Source organism: Rhodococcus sp. BL-253-APC-6A1W (genome assembly GCF_012843405.1).
Lineage (GTDB): Bacteria > Actinomycetota > Actinomycetes > Mycobacteriales > Mycobacteriaceae > Rhodococcus.
In genome coordinates, this window is sequence record NZ_JABAFB010000005.1 from 14030 (window position 1) to 31620 (window position 17591).

Sequence of the window (17591 nt, forward strand, 5' to 3'; positions counted from 1 at the left end):
CCGGTCAGAGGTTGCGTAGCTCGCGGACGAGCTGGTCGATGTCGAAGCTGGTGGTGTACGGGGCGAGACCGATGCTCACGGCACCGCCTTCGTCGCTCACTCCCAGGGAGTCGAGCAACCGGCTCGTTCCGCGGGTGCTCGCCACCGTCTCGATTCGCCGGTCGGCCAGGTGTGCGGCGACCTTCTCCGCAGGTATGCCTTCGACGGTGAAACTCAAGGTGGGGACCCGGCTGGGCGCCTTGCCCAGCACCATGACACCGGTGAGACTGTCGAGCTGCCTGAGCAGCCGGTCGAACAAGCCGTCCTGATAGTCCTGCATCGAGCTGATCGACGTCTCCAGGCGGTTCCGGCGGCTGCCGGACGCCGAGTCGTCCAGCGAGGCGAGGAAGTCGATGGACGCGGGCAGCCCGGCCAGCAGGCCGAACTGGTGTCCGCCGACCTCTAGCCGCTCGGGACCGCGGGCATGCGGATCGAGCGACATCGCGGGCACGCGATCGAGGTGAGAGGGATCGCGGAAGACGAGGGCACCGATTTGTGGTCCGCCCCATGCTGCGGCATCGATGCTGAGAATGTCCGCTCCCAGATCTTCCATGTCGATGTGGGCGTACGGGGCCGCCGCGGCCGCGTCGACGACCATGAGCCCGCCGACGTCGTGGATGAGGTCTGCGACGACTCGCACGTCGGGTGCCGAGCCGACGATCGACGACGCCGCCGTCAGCGCGACCAGCCGGGTCGTGGGCGTGATGAGTTCCTCGTACTGCCAGGTGGGCAGATCGCAGGTGTCGATCTCGATCTCGGCCCAGCGCACCTGGGCGCCGTACCGGCTCGCGACACGCAACCACGGTGCGATGTTGGCTTCGTCGTCGAGGCGGGAGAGCACCATTCCGGTGCCCAGGCCGAGCCGGGAGCTGAGCGCTTCCGCGAGCCACGCCAAGAGCACCGAATGGCTCGGGCCCAGCACCACACCTGCGGGATCGCCGCCCACGAGGTCGGCAACGGCCACGCGTGCGGCCTCGAGGATCGCGGCGCTGCGGCGGGACGACGAGTGCCGCCCGACAGCCGAGGACGACGCGTTCCGGAAGGCCGTCGACACCATGCGCGACACCGCGTCCGGGATCTGCATTCCCGCGCGCGGATCGAGGTGAACCCAGCCGTCGCCGAGCGAGGGGATGAGCCCCCGGATCCGGGCAACGTCGTAAGCCATGGCTGACACTCTAAAACCCTGTGTCAATTGTGGTCGTCGGCGCCGGGGTATAGCGGACTCGCGCGCCCGGAATCCTGCCCCGGCTCACCGGAGCGCTCCCTCGCGGCCGCGAACTTTTCCCGCCGGGAAAGGGCGTGCCCGCGACGGTTGTCGGCGTGAGGGGACAGAATGGAGCCATGACGAATCCGGACAGCGACCAGGTTCTTGTGATCGGCCCCGACGGCCAGCCCGTTCGCGTCCCTCGGCGGGAAGCCGACCGGGCGGCGACCGGCGCAGAGAAGGACCGCGGGAACGACGCGGAAGGAAACGGCGAGAGCCTCGCCGACATGGTCGAACAGCCGGCCAAGGTCATGCGGATCGGCACGATGATCAAGCAGCTTCTGGAAGAGGTCAGGGCGGCACCTCTCGACGACGCCAGCCGTACCCGGCTCAAGGAGATCCACCGGTCCTCGATCAGCGAGCTCGAACAGGGGCTCGCGCCGGAACTGCGTGACGAACTCGAACGCCTCGCGTTGCCCTTCACCGATGACTCCGTGCCCTCCGATGCCGAGCTCCGCATCGCCCAGGCCCAGCTGGTGGGCTGGCTGGAAGGGTTGTTCCACGGCATCCAGACGGCGTTGTTCGCCCAGCAGATGGCTGCCCGCGCACAACTCGAGCAGATGCGGCAGGGCGCGCTTCCACCCGGGCTGGGCGGAACGGTCTCCCGCGGCGGCGAGCAGCCGGGTCACGGCCCCGGGCACCCCGGCACCGGGCAGTACCTGTAGGTGCGCGGGGTACCCTCGGTACCCGTGTCAGCCTCTGGAGCCACATCGTGACCCGTGTCAGCATCGAAACGCGCGACGCGTGCGTCGACTTCCCGATCTTCGACGCCAAGACGCGGTCGCTGAAGAAGGCGTTCCTCGGTAAAGCGGGCGGTTCGATCGGCCGCAACAACTCGGACGTCGTGGTGGTCGAGGCCTTGCGCGACATCACGATGTCGCTGAAGGAAGGCGACCGCGTCGGACTCGTCGGCCACAACGGTGCCGGCAAGTCCACGCTGTTGCGCCTGCTGTCCGGCATCTACGAGCCCACCCGCGGATTCGCACAGGTCAACGGCCGGGTGGCGCCCGTGTTCGACCTCGGTGTCGGCATGGACCCGGAGATCTCCGGCTACGAGAACATCATCATCCGCGGCATGTTTCTGGGCATGAGCCGCAAGAAGATGCTCCAGAAGGTCGACGAGATCGCCGACTTCACCGAGCTCGGCGACTACCTCAACATGCCGCTGCGCACGTACTCGACGGGCATGCGCGTGCGCGTCGCACTCGGCGTGGTCACCAGCATCGATCCGGAGATCCTGCTGCTCGACGAAGGCATCGGCGCAGTCGATGCGGAATTCATGAAGAAGGCCCGGGTCCGGTTGCAGGACCTCGTCGCGCGGTCGGGCATCCTCGTCTTCGCGAGCCACTCGAACGAGTTCCTGGCGCAACTGTGCGACCAGGCGATGTGGATCGATCACGGGCAGATCCGTGAGCGCGGCGACATCGAGCACGTGGTGCGGGCGTACGAAGGCGACGAGGCCGGCGACCACGTCCGCACGGTTCTGCACGACCTCGCACTCGAACGTGAACGCAGCGCCCTGCGCAACGGCGCCGACGCGACGGCCACGTCAGGCACCAAGAGTGTCTGACGAACGCATCATCGGGGTCGTCGTCACCCATCGGCGCCGGGAACTGCTCGCCGAGTCGCTGAAGGTGCTGTCCACCCAGACCCGCCCGCTCGACCATCTCGTCGTGGTCGACAACGCCGATGAGGACGCCGTGCGCGAACTCGTCGAAGGCGCCGACGTGCCCACGACCTATCTGGGCTCCCAACACAACCTCGGCGGTGCGGGCGGTTTTGCGCTGGGCATTCTGTACGCACTGTCGCTCGGGGCCGACCGGGTGTGGCTTGCGGACGACGACGGTCGCCCCGAAGGACCCGAGGTGCTCGCGACACTCCTCGAGTGCGCGCAACGCAACGGCCTGGCCGAAGTGTCACCGGTGGTGTGCGACATCGCCGAACCCGACCGCCTGGCGTTCCCGTTGCGTCGCGGGGTCGTATGGCGGCGCTGGCGTCACGAACTCGGCGACGAAGATCTGCTTCCCGGTATCGCGTCGCTGTTCAACGGCGCGCTGTTCACCGCCGCCGCGATCGACGCCGTGGGTGTCCCCGATCTGCGGCTGTTCGTACGCGGCGACGAGGTGGAGGTGCACCGGCGTCTCGTGCGGTCGGGCCTGCCGTTCGGCACCTGCCTGCAGACGGCGTACCTACATCCCGACGGCGCCGACGAATTCAAGCCGATCCTCGGTGGCCGGATGCACACCCAGTATCCCGACAACGAGACCAAGCGGTACTTCACCTACCGCAACAGGGGTTACCTGCTGTCACAGCCCGGGCTCCGGAAGCTGTTGCCGCAGGAGTGGATTCGTTTCGGGTGGTACTTCCTGGTGACGCGCCGCGACCCGGCGGGCCTGCGCGAGTGGGTACGGCTGCGCAAGCTCGGGCGCGAAGAGAAGTTCGAGCGTCCCCACCAGTAATCCTCCCCCGCAAGGGATCCCGCAATTCCGCGCACAGACGGTGGCAGCAAGACCTACACTCACCCCCACCGTCTCTGGGAGCCTGCGATGACATCTCGTCTCGACTCACCGTCAACACTCTGCGAAGCTTTTCAATCCACCGCCGCCGCGTATCCCGACCACGTCGCGCTGCGAACTCCGGACGATTCCGTTCACTACACGTGGCGGGAGTACTCGGAGAAGGTTCGCGCCCTGGCCGCCGGTCTCGCCGGTCTCGGCGTCCGGCACGGCGACACCGTCGGCATCATGCTGACGAACCGCCCGGAATTCCATCTCGTCGACACCGCCGCCTTCCATCTCGGCGCAGTACCGTTCTCGATCTACAACTCGCTGACCGCCGAGCAGATCACCTACGTGCTCGGCAACGCCGGCAACCGGGTGATGATCTGTGAGGAGCAGTTCGTTCCCGTGCTGCAACAGGCGATCGGCGAGACGAAGGTCGAGCACCTGGTGTGCATCGACGCGAAGCCCGACGGCACCCTCTCCCTCGAGGACGTCGAGGCCGCCGCCGACGAGTCGTTCGACTTCGAGGCCGCATGGAAGGCCGTTCAGCCCTCCGACCTGCTCACGCTCATCTACACCTCGGGCACCACCGGGCCGCCGAAGGGCGTGGAACTCACCCACGCCAACCTTCTCGCCGAACTCGCTGCGACCACAACTTTCCTGCCCACCGGACCCGACGACCGCATCGTGTCGTACCTGCCCGACGCGCACATCGCGAACCGCTGGGGCTCGCACTACTCGAGCATCTACAGCGGCATGCAGATCACCACGCTCGACGACCTCAAGAAGGCCATCGCGGTGCTGCCGAGCGTGCGACCGACGCTGTTCGGTGCGGTCCCGCAGGTCTGGTACAAGGTGAAGGCAGCGATCGACAAGACCCTCGCCGAAGAATCCAGCCCGGTGAAGAAGAGGCTCGCGTTCTGGGCGATCGAGGTGGGGCGGAAAGTCGCTCGATTGCAGTCCGAGGGCAAGCCCGTGCCGAAGGCCCTCGAGTTGCAGCACGCGCTCGCCGACAAACTGGTCTTGTCGGCCGTACGCAAGAAACTCGGTCTCGACCAGGTACGCGCTGCCGTGACGGGCGCCGCCGCGATCTCACCCGAGGTACTCGAGTTCGTGCTGGCGCTCGGCATCCCGTGTTCCGAAGTGTGGGGTATGTCGGAGACATCCTGCGTGGTGACCATGAACCGGCCCGGAAAAATCCGGATCGGCACCGTCGGCCAGGCCGTCCCCGGCGTCGAGATCAAGACCGCCGACGACGGGGAGCTCCTTGTCCGCGGCCCGCTCATCATGCGGGGATACCGCAACGACCCGGTCAAGACGGCCGAAGCCGTCGATCCCGACGGCTGGCTGCACACCGGCGACATCGCGCGGATCGACGAAGACGGTTACGTGACGCTCATCGACCGTAAGAAGGAACTCATCGTCAACGCGGCGGGCAAGAACATGTCCCCCACCAATATCGAAGGGGCGCTGCGGGCCGCGTGCCCGATGCTCGGCGGCGCCGCCGTCATCGGTAACGATCGGCCGTACATCGTCGCGCTGCTCGCCCTCGATCCCGACGCACTCCCCCTCTTCGCGGAGCAGCACGGGCTCAGCGGGTCGCACGAAGAACTCGCGCAGCACCCCGCCGTCCTCGCCGAGATCGAGCAGTCGGTGAAGGAGGCGAACACCAAACTGTCGCGTGTCGAGCAGATCAAGAAGTACACCGTGCTGTCGACGGTGTGGGAGCCGTCGGGCGACGAACTGACGCCCACGATGAAGCTCAAGCGCAAGCCGATCGACGCCAAGTATGCGGAGGAGATCGACGCGCTGTACGTGACCGCGTGACGTGATCGGCGCGGCGAACGGGGATCGACGCGTGTAGTTTCGCGCGCTGATCCCCGTTCAGCGCGTGGATTCCAACTGAAGGTCAGACTGCCTCGTCGGCCGGGGCACTCGCGATGCGGTCGAGGGCGGCCCGGGCGAGCCACGTGTTGTGGTGGTCGTCCGATTCCATCCCCTCGAGTTGGTCCGCCAGCCGGCGAATCGGGCGGCCACTTCCGGAGAGTTCTTCGAATGCGCCGAGAGACGAGTCGTCGAACAGGTCCACCACCACGACGACGGCGTCCGATGCGTCGGACTCGTCGGGAAGGAAGCGCACGGCGGGAAGAGCTTTTTTCACGGCGCCGAGCGACGTACCTGCTTCGTCCTCGAGTGCCGAGCGTGAGACTGCGACGGACGCGAGGCAGGTCACCGATCCGTCGGCGCCCGCTGTGGGTTTGTCGAGCCGGAGGACTTCGGTCGATCCGACAGCCAGCGAGAACAGCGGCGCGGCGTCGCCGGAACCGGGAAGGCAACTCACCGTCCATCGCTCGACCTCGCCGGCTGCCGCATCCTCGAACGCGGTGTCCAGGTAATAGGCGAGCAGGTCGAGGGACATCTCGTACAGGTCCTCGTCGCGCCGAAGCTCCTCGAAGTTCTCTTTCGATGCTGCCGGGTTCGTTGCCATCATTCTCCTGCTCGTACGAAACGATCCGTGTCGAGCCTACGAGTTCCCCACGTCGTGAGGCACGGCACGCTCGCGCCGGCAGGAGACCCGAACGACGAATCCGGCCCACACGTGGTCGGGGCGGATTCCCGCGCGGGTAGGCTCGGGCCTTGTGTCTGCACCCACCCATGTCGACGAACCGCTGGGAAAGTCTTCTCGGACGTTCCGGCGCGCGTTCCAGGATCTGCGCGACGGCTTCAACCATCGCGAGTTGTGGCTGCTGCTCGGGTGGCAGGACATCAAGCAGCGGTACCGGCGGTCCGTGCTGGGGCCGTTCTGGATCACCATCGCGACCGGCGTCTCGACGATCGCGATGGGTCTGCTGTACGGCACACTGTTCAACCTCGACATCGCGGAGTTCCTGCCCTACGTCGCGCTCGGCTTCATCATCTGGAACCTGATCCAGGGGTCGATCATCGAGGGTGCGGACGTCTTCATGTCCAACGAGGGGCTGATCAAGCAGCTACCGACCCCGCTGAGCGTGCACGTCTATCGCCTCGTGTGGCGTCAGATGATCTTGTTCGCGCACAACATCGTGATCTACATCGGGATTTTCATCGTCTTCCCGCAGCACCTGAGCTGGACCGCGCTTGCGGCCATCCCGGCCCTCGCACTGATCGCGATCAACGCGGTATGGATCTCGCTCGTCTTCGGCATCCTCTCCACCCGCTACCGCGACATCGCACCGCTGCTCGGCAGCCTCGTGCAGTTGCTGTTCTTCATGACGCCGATCATCTGGACGGAGAAATCCCTCGCGGGCACCGGCAACGAAGACCGGGCGCGGATCGCGGAGATCAACCCGCTGTACCACTTCCTCGACATCGTGCGGACGCCTCTCCTCGGCGGCGACCAGCAGCTCTACCACTGGGTGATCGTGCTGATCATCACGGTGCTCGGGTGGGGACTGGCCCTGGTCACCATGCGCAACTACCGGTCGCGCGTCGCCTACTGGGTCTGAGCCGGCTCGAGTTCGATCAGCTGTAACCGGTTGACGAATTCCTGGTCGGTGATCGTGAACCCGGCTTCGGACAGCGCCCGGTACGTCTCGGTGTCGGTGAACCGGTAGCGGTCGAACCGCCACCACACGTCGTTCGGATGCCACACCGTGAACGCCGTGCCGCGGTCCCGGTCCGCGATCACCCACAACCTCGTGCACTGGGCGGCCGCCCGCTCGGCCAGCACCGGGGGCGCTACGTCGCTCGACCACAAGCTCACCCGATCGGCAGCGGTCTCATCCAGCCCCACGTCCACGAGATCCTCGAACGCGTCGGGGCGAGCGTCGGCGACCGCCCGCGGTGACGTCGGCTGCCACGACACCTTCGGCTCGAACGCCACGCAGTCGCCCGGCCGGGACACCTCCTCCAGCCGATCCGCGACCACGCTGTAATCCATGCCGCCCGCCTTGCCGAACGGCTGTCGTTGCGTCATATAGGCGGGCGCCACCGCCAGACCCACGGCGACGAGCACCGCGAGCAGCGACCACCATCGCGTCGCGGCGCGGCTGACCGCCCACCCCAAAAACAGCGTCACCGCGGGCACCGTGAAGGCGAGATACCGGTCCAGGTACATGTTGCTCGCCAGCACCGAATACGCCAGCAACAGCGCCATGGGCACGAGGAAGCCCGGCAGCGCGAGCCACAGCAATGTCCGCTCGCCCGGCTCGACGCCCCGCACTGCTGCGACGACCGTCCCCACCAGCGCGACGGTCCAGCACACCAGCACCGCCCACGGCGCCGACGGGAACCACTGCTCGACGAGGATCGTGCTGATGACCGTCTCGTCGAGCTCCGGGATCCACGACACCTGCCGTACCTGCGAATAAGCCAGCACGAGGAAGGGCAGCGACAGCGCGACTCCCGCGGTGGCGGCGAGCACGAAACCGGCCCGGTCGCGTCGACGAGAGTCGAGGCCGCGGGTGAGCGCCCACATCGTCACCGCGTGTGCGACCAGGAGAGTAGCGGTATAGACGAAGAACATCGTCGCGAGTGCCGCCACGATCGCGTACAGCACCCACCAGCGTGCCCGGTGGGTCCGCAGCGCCAGCACGAGGACCAGCGACAACACTGCCGCGCAGCCGACGGCGAACGCGTAGGAGCGGGCTTCGGTGGCCGCCCACGTCACCCGCGGAAGGATCGCGAACAGCACCCCGGCCGCCACCGCGGCACGCCGTCCCGCCAGCATCTGCGCGGTCGCGGTGACGGCTGCGGCCCCGACACCGAGGGCAAGCACGCCGGGCAGCCGCGCGGTGAATTCACCGGTGCCCACGAGCGCGAACCAACCGTGCATCAGGATGTAGTACAGGCCGTGGACGGCGTCCCAATCGGCGAGCAGCTCGAGCAGATCGCCGAAGGGCCGATCAGCGGCCGAGATCGTTGCTGCCTCGTCCCACCAGAACGACGGAACCCAGGAAAAAGCGGCGCCGACGAGCACGGTCACTCCCCCGAACAGCAGAGGGAGCGGCCAAGCCCTCATCGGTCAGTCGTCGATGCCGTACAGCCGCGCCCAGTTCTCGCGGCTCGTGAGCTTCGGCATCGCTTCCTGCCACACCGTCTTCATCCGGGGAGCTTCCTTGCGGAGCTGCCAGCACACCTTCGCGGCCCGCTTGGTGAGATCCAGCGCGGTGTCCTTGTCGCGGCGACGCACCCGCACCGCGTTCTGCGACGCGTCGGTGACCACGGCGCCGTCGAACAGCGAGACGTGCCACCAGTCCGCGTAATCCGCGGGAACGGTGACGGGACGACGGTCCACCTTGCCCGCGAGCTGCTGCACCGCGCGCTTGAGGAGCACGAGCCCCTCACGCTTCTTGTCGGGCTCGAAGTCCCACACCGACATCTGCGTATGAGGATCGGATTCCTTACCCACCTGCGACGCGGGCAGCGGCTTGGTCTCCGGGTAGCGGTCGCGCAGTTCGCGCAGTTCCTTCAGGACCGACTGACCACCGTCGTACAGGAAATCGGGGCCGGCGAGGAAGTCCTCCGCCGCCTTGATGAACGTGGCGGCCAGACCGTACTGCATCGAAACGATGAGTTCGCCGATCTTGCGGAACAGGTACTTGGAGATGTCGGGTCCGTCGAAACGCCCGTAGATCGCCGAGACGACGAGACCGTTGCGGATGCTGAAGTAACGCGCCCAGTCGTCGTAGTCCTTGAGGTAGAAGTCGGCGTGCCACACGCCCGCGTTCGGCAGCGTGACCGTGGGGTGCCCGGCGAAACGCGCGCGGATGCCGTACTCGATGTCGTCCCACTGGAAGAACAGCGGAATCGGCAGCCCGCAGTCGGCGATGATCTCGGCGGGCAGCAGACACGTCCACCAGCCGTTCCAGCCGGCGTCGAACCGCGGATCCTGCTTCTTCTTGATCAGGTCGACGCCCATCTTGGCGCCCGGGGTCAGCACGCCGGCCTTGATCTCGTCGAGCACCTCGCGTTCCGCACTGACATGCAGGACCTGGGGGTTGCTCAGCGACAGCATCTGGGCTCCGACGATCGTCGGCTGCACCGTCATGTTCGCGAACGCGTTCAGGCGCAACACCGACTCCGGCTCACACAGGATGTCGTCGTCCATGACGATGACGTTGGCGTGTGCCGCTTTGGCCGAGCGGGTGATCTCGTACATGCCGCGGGAGAATCCGCCGGCGCCACCGAGATTGGGCTGAGTCAGGTAGACGAGTTTACTGCCGAGCTTCTCGGCGACCTCACCGAACGCGGGACGCGACCGAACCTGATCGGTGCCCTGGTCGACGATGCACACCGCGTCGATGTCGGCCATCGCCCCGTCGTCGGAGGCGAGAGTGCCGACGGTCACGGTGCAGTCGTCCGCGCGATTGAACGTGCAGATCACGACCGCGGCCGGACGCAGGTGTTCGGGCGCCGCAACCGTCCAGCGGGCGTCGGAGACGAGCAGTGAGCCGTTGCTGGCCTCGGCGGCGAACCAGATCGCGCCGCCGTCGACGAACCGCTCGATCGGCACCTCGAGGTCGAGTTCTCCCGATCCGGACACCGTCTCGACCGAGACGATCCGTTCACGGCCCTTGGCGTCGGAGGCGTGGACGACGAATCGTGCGCTACCCGAGCAGCCGTACGTCAGTTGCAGGTTCACCGTCTTCACGTCGGTCCAGCGCTGCCAGAAACTGGCGGGGAACCTGCCGAAATACGTGTTGGTGTGGGCGCTCGCGCCGTCGGCCAGCTGGAGACCGTAACGGTCGGCCGCGGCGTCACCCTTTGTGACGACGTACATCTTTCCGGGCACCCGAGGCGACAGCGACGCAAAGACGCCGCGCTGCGCAATCAACCGATCCCGTCGTACGGGTTCGGTGAGGGCGCTGTCCAGTGCGTCCGCGTTGCTGTCGATCGCTGTCGTGTCGCCGGCAGTTGCCTGCTCCATCGAGCTACTCCCCGCTGTGGTCGATCCTGTTACGGATGCGACAGTAGCAGCGCAAATAGCTGTCTCTACGGCATGCGGGCGGAGGTAGCGCGTTTCGTCGTGATCACACTGTTTGCCGGAATATGCAAGAACCGCAGGTCGCTCAACCACCGAGGATTCGTTCGCTGCGTTCGTACGCGGCTTCGGTGGCGGTTTTCTGTGGCATCCACCACGTCTCGTGGCTGCGGTACCACTCGATCGTCGCCGCCAGGCCCGACCGGAAATCGCGGTACTGCGGCTCCCACCCCAACTCGGTGCGCAACCGCGTCGCATCGATTGCATAGCGCAGGTCGTGCCCCGGCCGGTCGGTGACGAAATCGAACGCCTCCGGGTCCATGCCGCACAGTTCGAGCACGGTCTCGACGACCGTGCGGTTGTCGGTTTCGCCGTCCGCCCCGATCAGATACGTCTCCCCGATCCGGCCCTTGTCGATGACCGTCCACACCGCACTGTTGTGGTCGTCGACGTGAATCCAGTCGCGCACGTTGGCACCGCTGCCGTACAGCTTCGGCCGCACCCCGGTCAGGACATTGGTGATCTGCCGCGGAATGAACTTCTCCACATGCTGATACGGCCCGTAGTTGTTCGAGCAGTTCGAGATCGTCGCCCGCAAGCCGAACGAGCGCACCCACGCGCGCACCAGCAGGTCGGAGCCGGCCTTGGTCGACGAATACGGGCTCGACGGGTTGTAGGGGGTTGCCTCGGTGAACTTCGCCGGGTCGTCGAGCGCGAGATCGCCGTAGACCTCGTCGGTGGAGATGTGGTGATAACGCACGTCGTATCGGCGCACGGCTTCGAGCAGCGTGAACGTGCCGACGAGGTTGGTGTGCACGAACGGGGTCGGGTCGGCCAGCGAGTTGTCGTTGTGCGACTCGGCGGCGAAGTGCACCACCAGGTCGGCGTTCGCGACGAGACGGTCGACGAGTTCGGGATCGGCGATGTCGCCGTGCACGAAGGTGATCTTCCCGGCGACGGGGTCGAGTGACGCCCGGTTGCCGGCGTAGGTGAGTTTGTCCAGGACCGTCACGTCGACGTCCGGGCGGTCGGCGACAGTCCGGTGGACGAAGTTCGCGCCGATGAATCCGGCGCCGCCGGTGACGAGCAGCCTCATGACGCCAAACCCTACCGACATCTGCCTGGCATCTCCGCGGACGTGGAACACTTGCCCGCATGCGCGGAATCATCCTGGCCGGTGGGACCGGTTCGCGACTGCATCCCATCACCTTGGGCATCAGCAAGCAGCTCACGCCCGTCTACGACAAGCCGATGATCTACTACCCCCTCTCGACGCTGATGCTGGCGGGCATCCGGGAGATCCTCGTCATCACCACTCCGCACGACCTCGACCAGTTCCGGCGACTGCTCGGCGACGGGTCGCGGTTCGGGATCGAGCTGACCTACGCCGTGCAGGAACACCCGGACGGTCTGGCGCAGGCCTTCGTGCTCGGCGCCGATCACATCGGTACCGAATCGGTGGCATTGGTTCTGGGGGACAACATTTTCTACGGCCCCGGCCTGGGCAGCCAGCTCATCCGGTTCGCCGACATCGACGGAGGCGCGGTGTTCGCCTACCGGGTGTCCGATCCCTCCGCCTACGGGGTGATCGAGTTCGATTCCGCGGGTCGCGCGCTGTCGCTCGAGGAGAAACCCGTCGACCCGAAGTCGCCGTACGCGGTGCCGGGACTGTACTTCTACGACAACGACGTCGTCGAGATCGCGCGCGGGCTGAGACCGTCCGCGCGCGGGGAATACGAGATCACCGACGTCAACCGCACGTATCTCGAGGCCGGGAAGTTGCAGGTCGAGGTGCTGCCGCGCGGTACGGCGTGGCTCGACACCGGCACGTTCGATTCGCTGCTCGACGCGTCGAACTACGTTCGCACGATCGAACAACGGCAGGGTCTGAAGATCGGCGCTCCCGAAGAAGTGGCGTGGCGGCGCGGATTCGTCACCGACGACGAATTACGTGCCCTGGCCGAGCCCCTGGCGAAATCCGGGTACGGGAGATATCTGATCGACCTGCTGGAACGAGGAAGGGATTTCTAGGGGATGCAGTATCGCGAACTGAAGATCGCCGGGGCGTGGGAAATCACGCCGGCCACATTCGGTGACGAACGGGGACTGTTCCTCGAATGGTTCAAGCAGTCCACCTTCCGTGAGGTGACCGGGCGGTCGCTGGAGTTGGCGCAGGCGAACTGCTCGGTCTCGGCGGCCGGGGTGTTGCGGGGTATCCACTACGCGGATGTGCCACCGGGACAAGCGAAGTACGTCACGTGCGTGTCGGGTTCGGTGCTCGATGTCGTGGTGGACCTGCGTGTCGGGTCGCCGACATTCGGGCAGTGGGATTCGGTACTGCTCGACACGACCGACCGTCGGGCGATCTTCCTGTCCGAGGGATTGGGACACGGATTTCTTGCCCTGGAAGACAACTCGACCGTGGTGTACCTGTGCTCGACGCCGTACACCCCGGAGCGGGAGCACGAGGTGCACCCGCTCGACCCGGAGATCGGTATCGACTGGCCGGCCGTGGGCAGGGACGGCGCCCCGCTCGAGTACGAATTGTCGGCCAAGGACCGCGCCGCCCCCACGCTTGCCGACGCACAGTCGGCCGGGCTGCTCCCCGAGTTCTGAAAACCTGGGTGGGACAGTGCCCGCTGGCCGGGCACTGTCCCACCAAAGACGGGGAGTACGGGAACCTCCCACCGGCACGCCGCGTCGAACGAGACATGAACCGCACAGAGATCCACGCCGTCATGGCCCGGCAGGACGGCGTGATCACCCGCACCCAGGCACTCCGATGCGGCATGAGTTCGACGTCGGTGAGCCGGACCGTCGGGACAGGTGAATGGGTCACCCTCGTACCCGGCGTCTACCTGCGTTCCGACCGCGAGCGCACCGCGGGCGTCGAACTGCGTGCGGCGGTGTACGGAGCCGGGGCCGAGGCGGTCGCGTGGGGCCCGAGCGCCGCGTGGTGGCACGGACTGCTCGATCGCCCACCGGCCCGCCACTACGTGACCGTCCCCCACCACCGGATACGGTCGTGCACGCGATCGACCCGCGTGCGACGACGGGACCTGCACTGGAAGGACACCGTGGTGGTCCGGAGCCTGCCGGTGACGGCGTTGCCGCTCACCGTGCTCGAAGCCGCAACCGAGATGCCGAGCGGGTCGGTGCTCATGGATCGCGCGTTGCAGCGGCACACGTCGCTCGACGTTCTCCAGCGGGTCCACCGCAGAAACTCCGGACGGCACGGCGCTCGCGCCGCGTCACGCCTGCTGTGCTCGGCAGGCGACGGCGGGCATTCGGAAGCCGAGCGCATCCTGCATCGGCTCCTGCGCGACGCGGGTCTGACGGGCTGGCGCGCGCACGCGTGGAGCTGCGGGTTCGAGATCGACGTGGTCTTCGAGGTGGGCCGGGTGGCCATAGAGGTGGACGGGTGGGCGTGGCACCGCGACGCGCATCGTCAACGCCGGGATGCCGAGCGGCAGAACGTTCTGGTCAATGCCGGGTGGCATGTCCTTCGGTTCACCTGGCACACGCTGGTCGAGGACCCGGACGGGGTTATCCGGCAGATACAGGCGGCCCTGGACCGCCGCCGCTGAAAAGCTTGGTCGGAAAGTGCCCGCTCAGCGGGCAACAACTCACCCGAGTTCACCGGATACGGAAGATCACCAGCCGCTGCACCACGAAGTTGATGACGGTCGCGGTGCCCTGCGCGACGACGAACGCGAACGGCGTGACCCACCACTGGTCGCCCAGCGAGTCGTTGAGCACCCCGTTGATGCCCACCTGCGCGGCGAACGTCACGGCGTACAGCGCCACGACCGCGGCGAAGCGCACTTTGCTCGGTTCGGCCTTGAACGTCCACCGGCGGTTGATGAGGTACGCGGTGGTGGTGCCGGCGACGAACGACAGCGCCTTCGCTCCGTCGCGGGTGACGCCGAGCGCCATGAGCAACACGTACAGGCCGTAGTCGACGACCGCCGACAGGCCACCCGTCAGCACGAACCGCACGAGTTGCGTCTTGAGCGACAGCGCGTCGTCGGCCGTGGAATCGGTCAGCGGCAGTTCCGGAGCGAGCGGCGCGTGATGTTCCGGCAACGGCTGCACGTGGTCATGGGGTTCGGGCACGCAGACGAGGGTAACGCCCCGGACCGAAGCGACTGTTGACCTCGAGTCCGCTCGAGGTTGCACCCTCGGATACATGAGCATCGCGCTGAACCACACCATCGTCCACGCGACCGACCCGAAGGGATCTGCCGTCCTCCTCTCGGAGATCCTCGGTGTCGGATCGCCGACCCCGTACGGACCCTTCTTCGTTGTGCAGGTGGACAACGACGTCTCCCTGGACTTCATGGCCGACGCACACCCCGTCCGGTCGCAGCACTACGCCTTCCTTGTCGGGGAACAGGAGTTCGACGAGATCCTCACCCGGATCAAGTCACGTGACCTGGAGTATTGGGCCGATCCCGCGCATCGCCACAGCGGGGAGATCAACACCCGCGACGGGGGCCGCGGCGTGTACTGGTCGGATCCCGACGGTCACAACCTGGAGATCCTCACAAAGCCGTACGGGGGGTAACCCTGCTCTTGCAGTGCCGTGCGGTCACGCGGGTAGCCTTTGTCCTGATGTCCACGACAGCTGCAGAGCAGGCGAGTGAGCCTCTCCCCACCCAGACCCGCACCCTGACCGGCTGGGGGCGCACCGCGCCGACCACCGCAGAGGTGCTCACCACACCCGATGTCGAACTGATCGCGCAAGCAGTCGCGCGAGTCGCGGAAGACAACGAGTCCAAGCCGGCGCATCTGCGCCGAGGCGTCATCGCGCGCGGTCTCGGCCGCTCGTACGGCGACCCGGCCCAGAACGCGGGCGGGCTCGTCATCGACATGACGGCACTGAACAAGATCCACAGCATCGACCGCGATTCGCGGCGTGTCGTGGTGGACGGCGGTGTCGACCTCGACCAGCTGATGCGGGCGGCTCTGCCGTTCGGCCTGTGGGTACCGGTCCTGCCGGGAACGCGCCAGGTCACCGTCGGTGGCGCCATCGGCTCCGACATCCACGGCAAGAACCACCACAGCGCGGGCAGCTTCGGCAACCATGTGCGTTCCCTCGAACTGCTCACCGCCGACGGGCAGGTCCGCACCTGCACCCCCACCGGCCGCAACTCCAAGTTGTTCTGGGCGACCGTCGGCGGCATGGGCCTGACCGGCATCATCCTTCGCGCGACCATCGAGATGACGCCGACCGAGACGGCGTACTTCATCGCCGACAGTGCGCGCACCGAGAGCCTCGACGAGACCATCGCGCTGCACAGCGACGGTTCGGAGGAGAATTACGACTACTCGAGCGCGTGGTTCGACGCGATCTCCGCGCCGCCCAAGCTCGGGCGCGCCGCGGTGTCGCGCGGTTCCCTCGCCACGCTCGACCAGTTGCCGAAGAAGTTGCAGAAGGATCCGCTGCGCTTCTCCGGGTCGACGCTGCTGACGTTCCCCGACGTCTTCCCGAACGGTCTGGCGAACAAGTTCGACTTCTCGATCGTCGGCGAGCTGTACTACCGCAAGACCAAGAACGCGACCGGCCAGATCCAGAATCTGACGCAGTTCTACCATCCGCTCGACCTGTTCGGTGAGTGGAACCGGGCGTACGGATCCAAGGGGTTCCTGCAGTACCAGTTCGTGGTGCCGCCCGAGGCCGTCGAGGAGTTCAAGAAGATCATCCGCGACATCCAGAAGTCGGGGCACTACTCGTTCCTCAACGTGTTCAAGCTGTTCGGTGAGGGCAACAAGGCGCCGCTGAGCTTCCCCATGAAGGGGTGGAACGTCTGCGTGGACTTCCCGATCAAGGACGGCCTCAACGAGTTCGTTCGCGAACTCGACAAGCGGGTCCTCGAATTCGGCGGCCGCCTCTACACCGCGAAGGATTCGCGCACGTCTGCCGAGACGTTCCACGCGATGTACCCGCGCATCGACGAGTGGCTCAAGGTGCGCCGCTCGGTCGACCCCACCAATGTCTTCGCTTCCGATATGTCCAGAAGGTTGGAACTGCACTGATGATCAACGCCGTGGGTAACCCCCAGACCCTGCTGCTGCTCGGTGGCACCTCCGAGATCGGCCTGGCGATCGTCGAGGAGTACCTGCGCAAGGCTCCCGCCCGCGTGATCCTCGCGGCGCTGCCCGGCGACTCCCGCCGCGAAGACGCCGTGAGCCAGGCGAAGGCCGCCGGTGCCACATCGGTCGAGCTCATCGACTTCGATGCGCTCGACACCGCCGGCCATCCCGCGGTCATCGACCGGGCATGGAGTGGCGGCGACGTCGACGTGGCGATCGTCGCGTTCGGTCTCGACGCCGACGCCGAGACGCTCTGGCAGGACCAGCGCAAAGCCGTGCAGGTCGTGGGTGTCAACTACACCGCCGCCGTCTCGGTGGGCGTGCTGATCGGCCAGAAGATGAAGGCACAGGGCTTCGGGCGCATCATCGCGATGTCGTCGGTGGCCGGTGAACGCGTCAAGCGTGCGAACTTCGTCTACGGCTCCACGAAGGCCGGACTCGACGGCTTCTACCTCGGCCTCGGCGAAGCGCTGGCGAAGTTCGGGCCCCGCGTCACGGTGGTGCGTCCCGGTCAGGTGCGCACCCAGTTCAGCGCCCACGTCGACGAGGCACCGCTGACCGTGAACAAGGAGGACGTCGCGAAGCTCGCGGTCGCCGCGTCCGACAAGGGCAAGGAGATCGTCTGGGCACCGGGCACCTTCCGGTTCGTGATGATGGTGCTGCGTCACGTCCCGCGCGCGATCTTCCGCAAGCTGCCGATGTAGGAGTCGCAGGAGAGCCCGGCAGCCTG

General features: G+C 66.6%; 17 protein-coding genes. 11 read left to right on the forward strand and 6 right to left on the reverse strand.

The features are described from left to right. Nucleotides 1-4 precede the first annotated feature (4 nt). Complete coding sequence (locus HF877_RS08575; protein WP_169620753.1) at nt 5-1204, reverse strand: cysteine desulfurase-like protein; 1200 nt, start codon at nt 1202-1204, stop codon at nt 5-7. 176 nt (nt 1205-1380) lie between these two features. On the opposite strand from HF877_RS08575, the gene HF877_RS08580 reads away from it, so the two are divergent. The 4 genes from HF877_RS08580 (at nt 1381) to HF877_RS08595 (ending at nt 5631) form a co-directional block, all read left to right on the forward strand. Beyond that, complete coding sequence (locus tag HF877_RS08580) at nt 1381-1968, forward strand: bacterial proteasome activator family protein (RefSeq protein WP_169620754.1); 588 nt, start codon at nt 1381-1383, stop codon at nt 1966-1968. A gap of 44 nt (nt 1969-2012) precedes the next feature. Beyond that, nucleotides 2013-2873, forward strand: a complete 861-nt coding sequence (locus HF877_RS08585) for an ABC transporter ATP-binding protein (RefSeq protein WP_169621053.1) — start codon at nt 2013-2015, stop codon at nt 2871-2873. Next, nucleotides 2866-3762, forward strand: coding sequence for a glycosyltransferase family 2 protein (locus tag HF877_RS08590; RefSeq protein ID WP_169620755.1), 897 nt, complete (start codon nt 2866-2868; stop codon nt 3760-3762). Before HF877_RS08585 ends, HF877_RS08590 begins: the two co-directional genes overlap by 8 nt. Before the next feature lie 87 nt (nt 3763-3849). Further along, the gene (locus HF877_RS08595) at nt 3850-5631 is read left to right on the forward strand and encodes a long-chain fatty acid--CoA ligase (RefSeq protein ID WP_169620756.1); all 1782 of its coding nucleotides are present in this window, start codon (nt 3850-3852) and stop codon (nt 5629-5631) included. A gap of 82 nt (nt 5632-5713) precedes the next feature. Here HF877_RS08595 and HF877_RS08600 read toward each other — a convergent pair whose 3' ends face one another. Then, nucleotides 5714-6292: a hypothetical protein gene (locus HF877_RS08600; protein WP_169620757.1), complete on the reverse strand. Its 579-nt coding sequence runs from the start codon at nt 6290-6292 to the stop codon at nt 5714-5716. Nucleotides 6293-6443: 151 nt separating this feature from the next. Here HF877_RS08600 and HF877_RS08605 point away from each other — a divergent pair, with 151 nt between their 5' ends. Beyond that, nucleotides 6444-7289: an ABC transporter permease gene (locus tag HF877_RS08605; RefSeq protein WP_169620758.1), complete on the forward strand. Its 846-nt coding sequence runs from the start codon at nt 6444-6446 to the stop codon at nt 7287-7289. On the opposite strand, the gene HF877_RS08610 is transcribed toward HF877_RS08605, so the two are convergent. From HF877_RS08610 to rfbB, 3 genes are all read right to left on the reverse strand, one after another. After that, the gene (locus HF877_RS08610; RefSeq protein ID WP_169620759.1) at nt 7277-8803 is read right to left on the reverse strand and encodes a glycosyltransferase family 39 protein; all 1527 of its coding nucleotides are present in this window, start codon (nt 8801-8803) and stop codon (nt 7277-7279) included. The two genes, HF877_RS08605 and HF877_RS08610, sit on opposite strands and share 13 nt — an antisense overlap. Nucleotides 8804-8806: 3 nt before the next feature. Beyond that, on the reverse strand, nt 8807-10711 hold the full coding sequence (locus HF877_RS08615) for a glycosyltransferase (protein WP_169620760.1): 1905 nt from the start codon (nt 10709-10711) through the stop codon (nt 8807-8809). Between the two features lie 142 nt (nt 10712-10853). Next, nucleotides 10854-11861, reverse strand: a complete 1008-nt coding sequence (gene rfbB, locus HF877_RS08620) for a dTDP-glucose 4,6-dehydratase (RefSeq protein WP_169620761.1) — start codon at nt 11859-11861, stop codon at nt 10854-10856. 59 nt (nt 11862-11920) lie between these two features. Here rfbB and rfbA point away from each other — a divergent pair, with 59 nt between their 5' ends. The 3 genes from rfbA to HF877_RS08635 all read left to right on the forward strand — a co-directional run bounded on the left by rfbA (nt 11921) and on the right by HF877_RS08635 (nt 14352). Further along, nucleotides 11921-12796 (forward strand): glucose-1-phosphate thymidylyltransferase RfbA, encoded by an 876-nt coding sequence (gene rfbA, locus HF877_RS08625; RefSeq protein ID WP_169620762.1) that lies wholly within the window; start codon nt 11921-11923, stop codon nt 12794-12796. A 3-nt stretch (nt 12797-12799) separates the two neighbouring features. Further along, nucleotides 12800-13381, forward strand: a complete 582-nt coding sequence (gene rfbC / locus HF877_RS08630; protein WP_169620763.1) for a dTDP-4-dehydrorhamnose 3,5-epimerase — start codon at nt 12800-12802, stop codon at nt 13379-13381. A gap of 95 nt (nt 13382-13476) precedes the next feature. After that, nucleotides 13477-14352 (forward strand): type IV toxin-antitoxin system AbiEi family antitoxin domain-containing protein, encoded by an 876-nt coding sequence (locus tag HF877_RS08635; protein WP_169620764.1) that lies wholly within the window; start codon nt 13477-13479, stop codon nt 14350-14352. A 49-nt stretch (nt 14353-14401) separates the two neighbouring features. Here HF877_RS08635 and HF877_RS08640 read toward each other — a convergent pair whose 3' ends face one another. After that, a complete protein-coding gene (locus HF877_RS08640) occupies nt 14402-14956 on the reverse strand; it encodes a GtrA family protein (RefSeq protein ID WP_240952213.1) in 555 nt (184 codons plus the stop codon). Between HF877_RS08640 and HF877_RS08645 the strand changes: the two genes are divergently transcribed. From HF877_RS08645 to HF877_RS08655, 3 genes are read left to right on the forward strand one after another with little or no spacing between them, the layout of a single operon-like run. Beyond that, entirely contained in the window at nt 14955-15332 is a 378-nt protein-coding gene (locus tag HF877_RS08645) for a VOC family protein (RefSeq protein ID WP_169620765.1), read from the forward strand. The two genes, HF877_RS08640 and HF877_RS08645, sit on opposite strands and share 2 nt — an antisense overlap. Before the next feature lie 47 nt (nt 15333-15379). Beyond that, nucleotides 15380-16804, forward strand: coding sequence for an FAD-binding oxidoreductase (locus HF877_RS08650; protein ID WP_169620766.1), 1425 nt, complete (start codon nt 15380-15382; stop codon nt 16802-16804). Continuing rightward, nucleotides 16804-17565 (forward strand): decaprenylphospho-beta-D-erythro-pentofuranosid-2-ulose 2-reductase, encoded by a 762-nt coding sequence (locus HF877_RS08655; RefSeq protein WP_169620767.1) that lies wholly within the window; start codon nt 16804-16806, stop codon nt 17563-17565. Before HF877_RS08650 ends, HF877_RS08655 begins: the two co-directional genes overlap by 1 nt. Nucleotides 17566-17591: the final 26 nt, after the last annotated feature.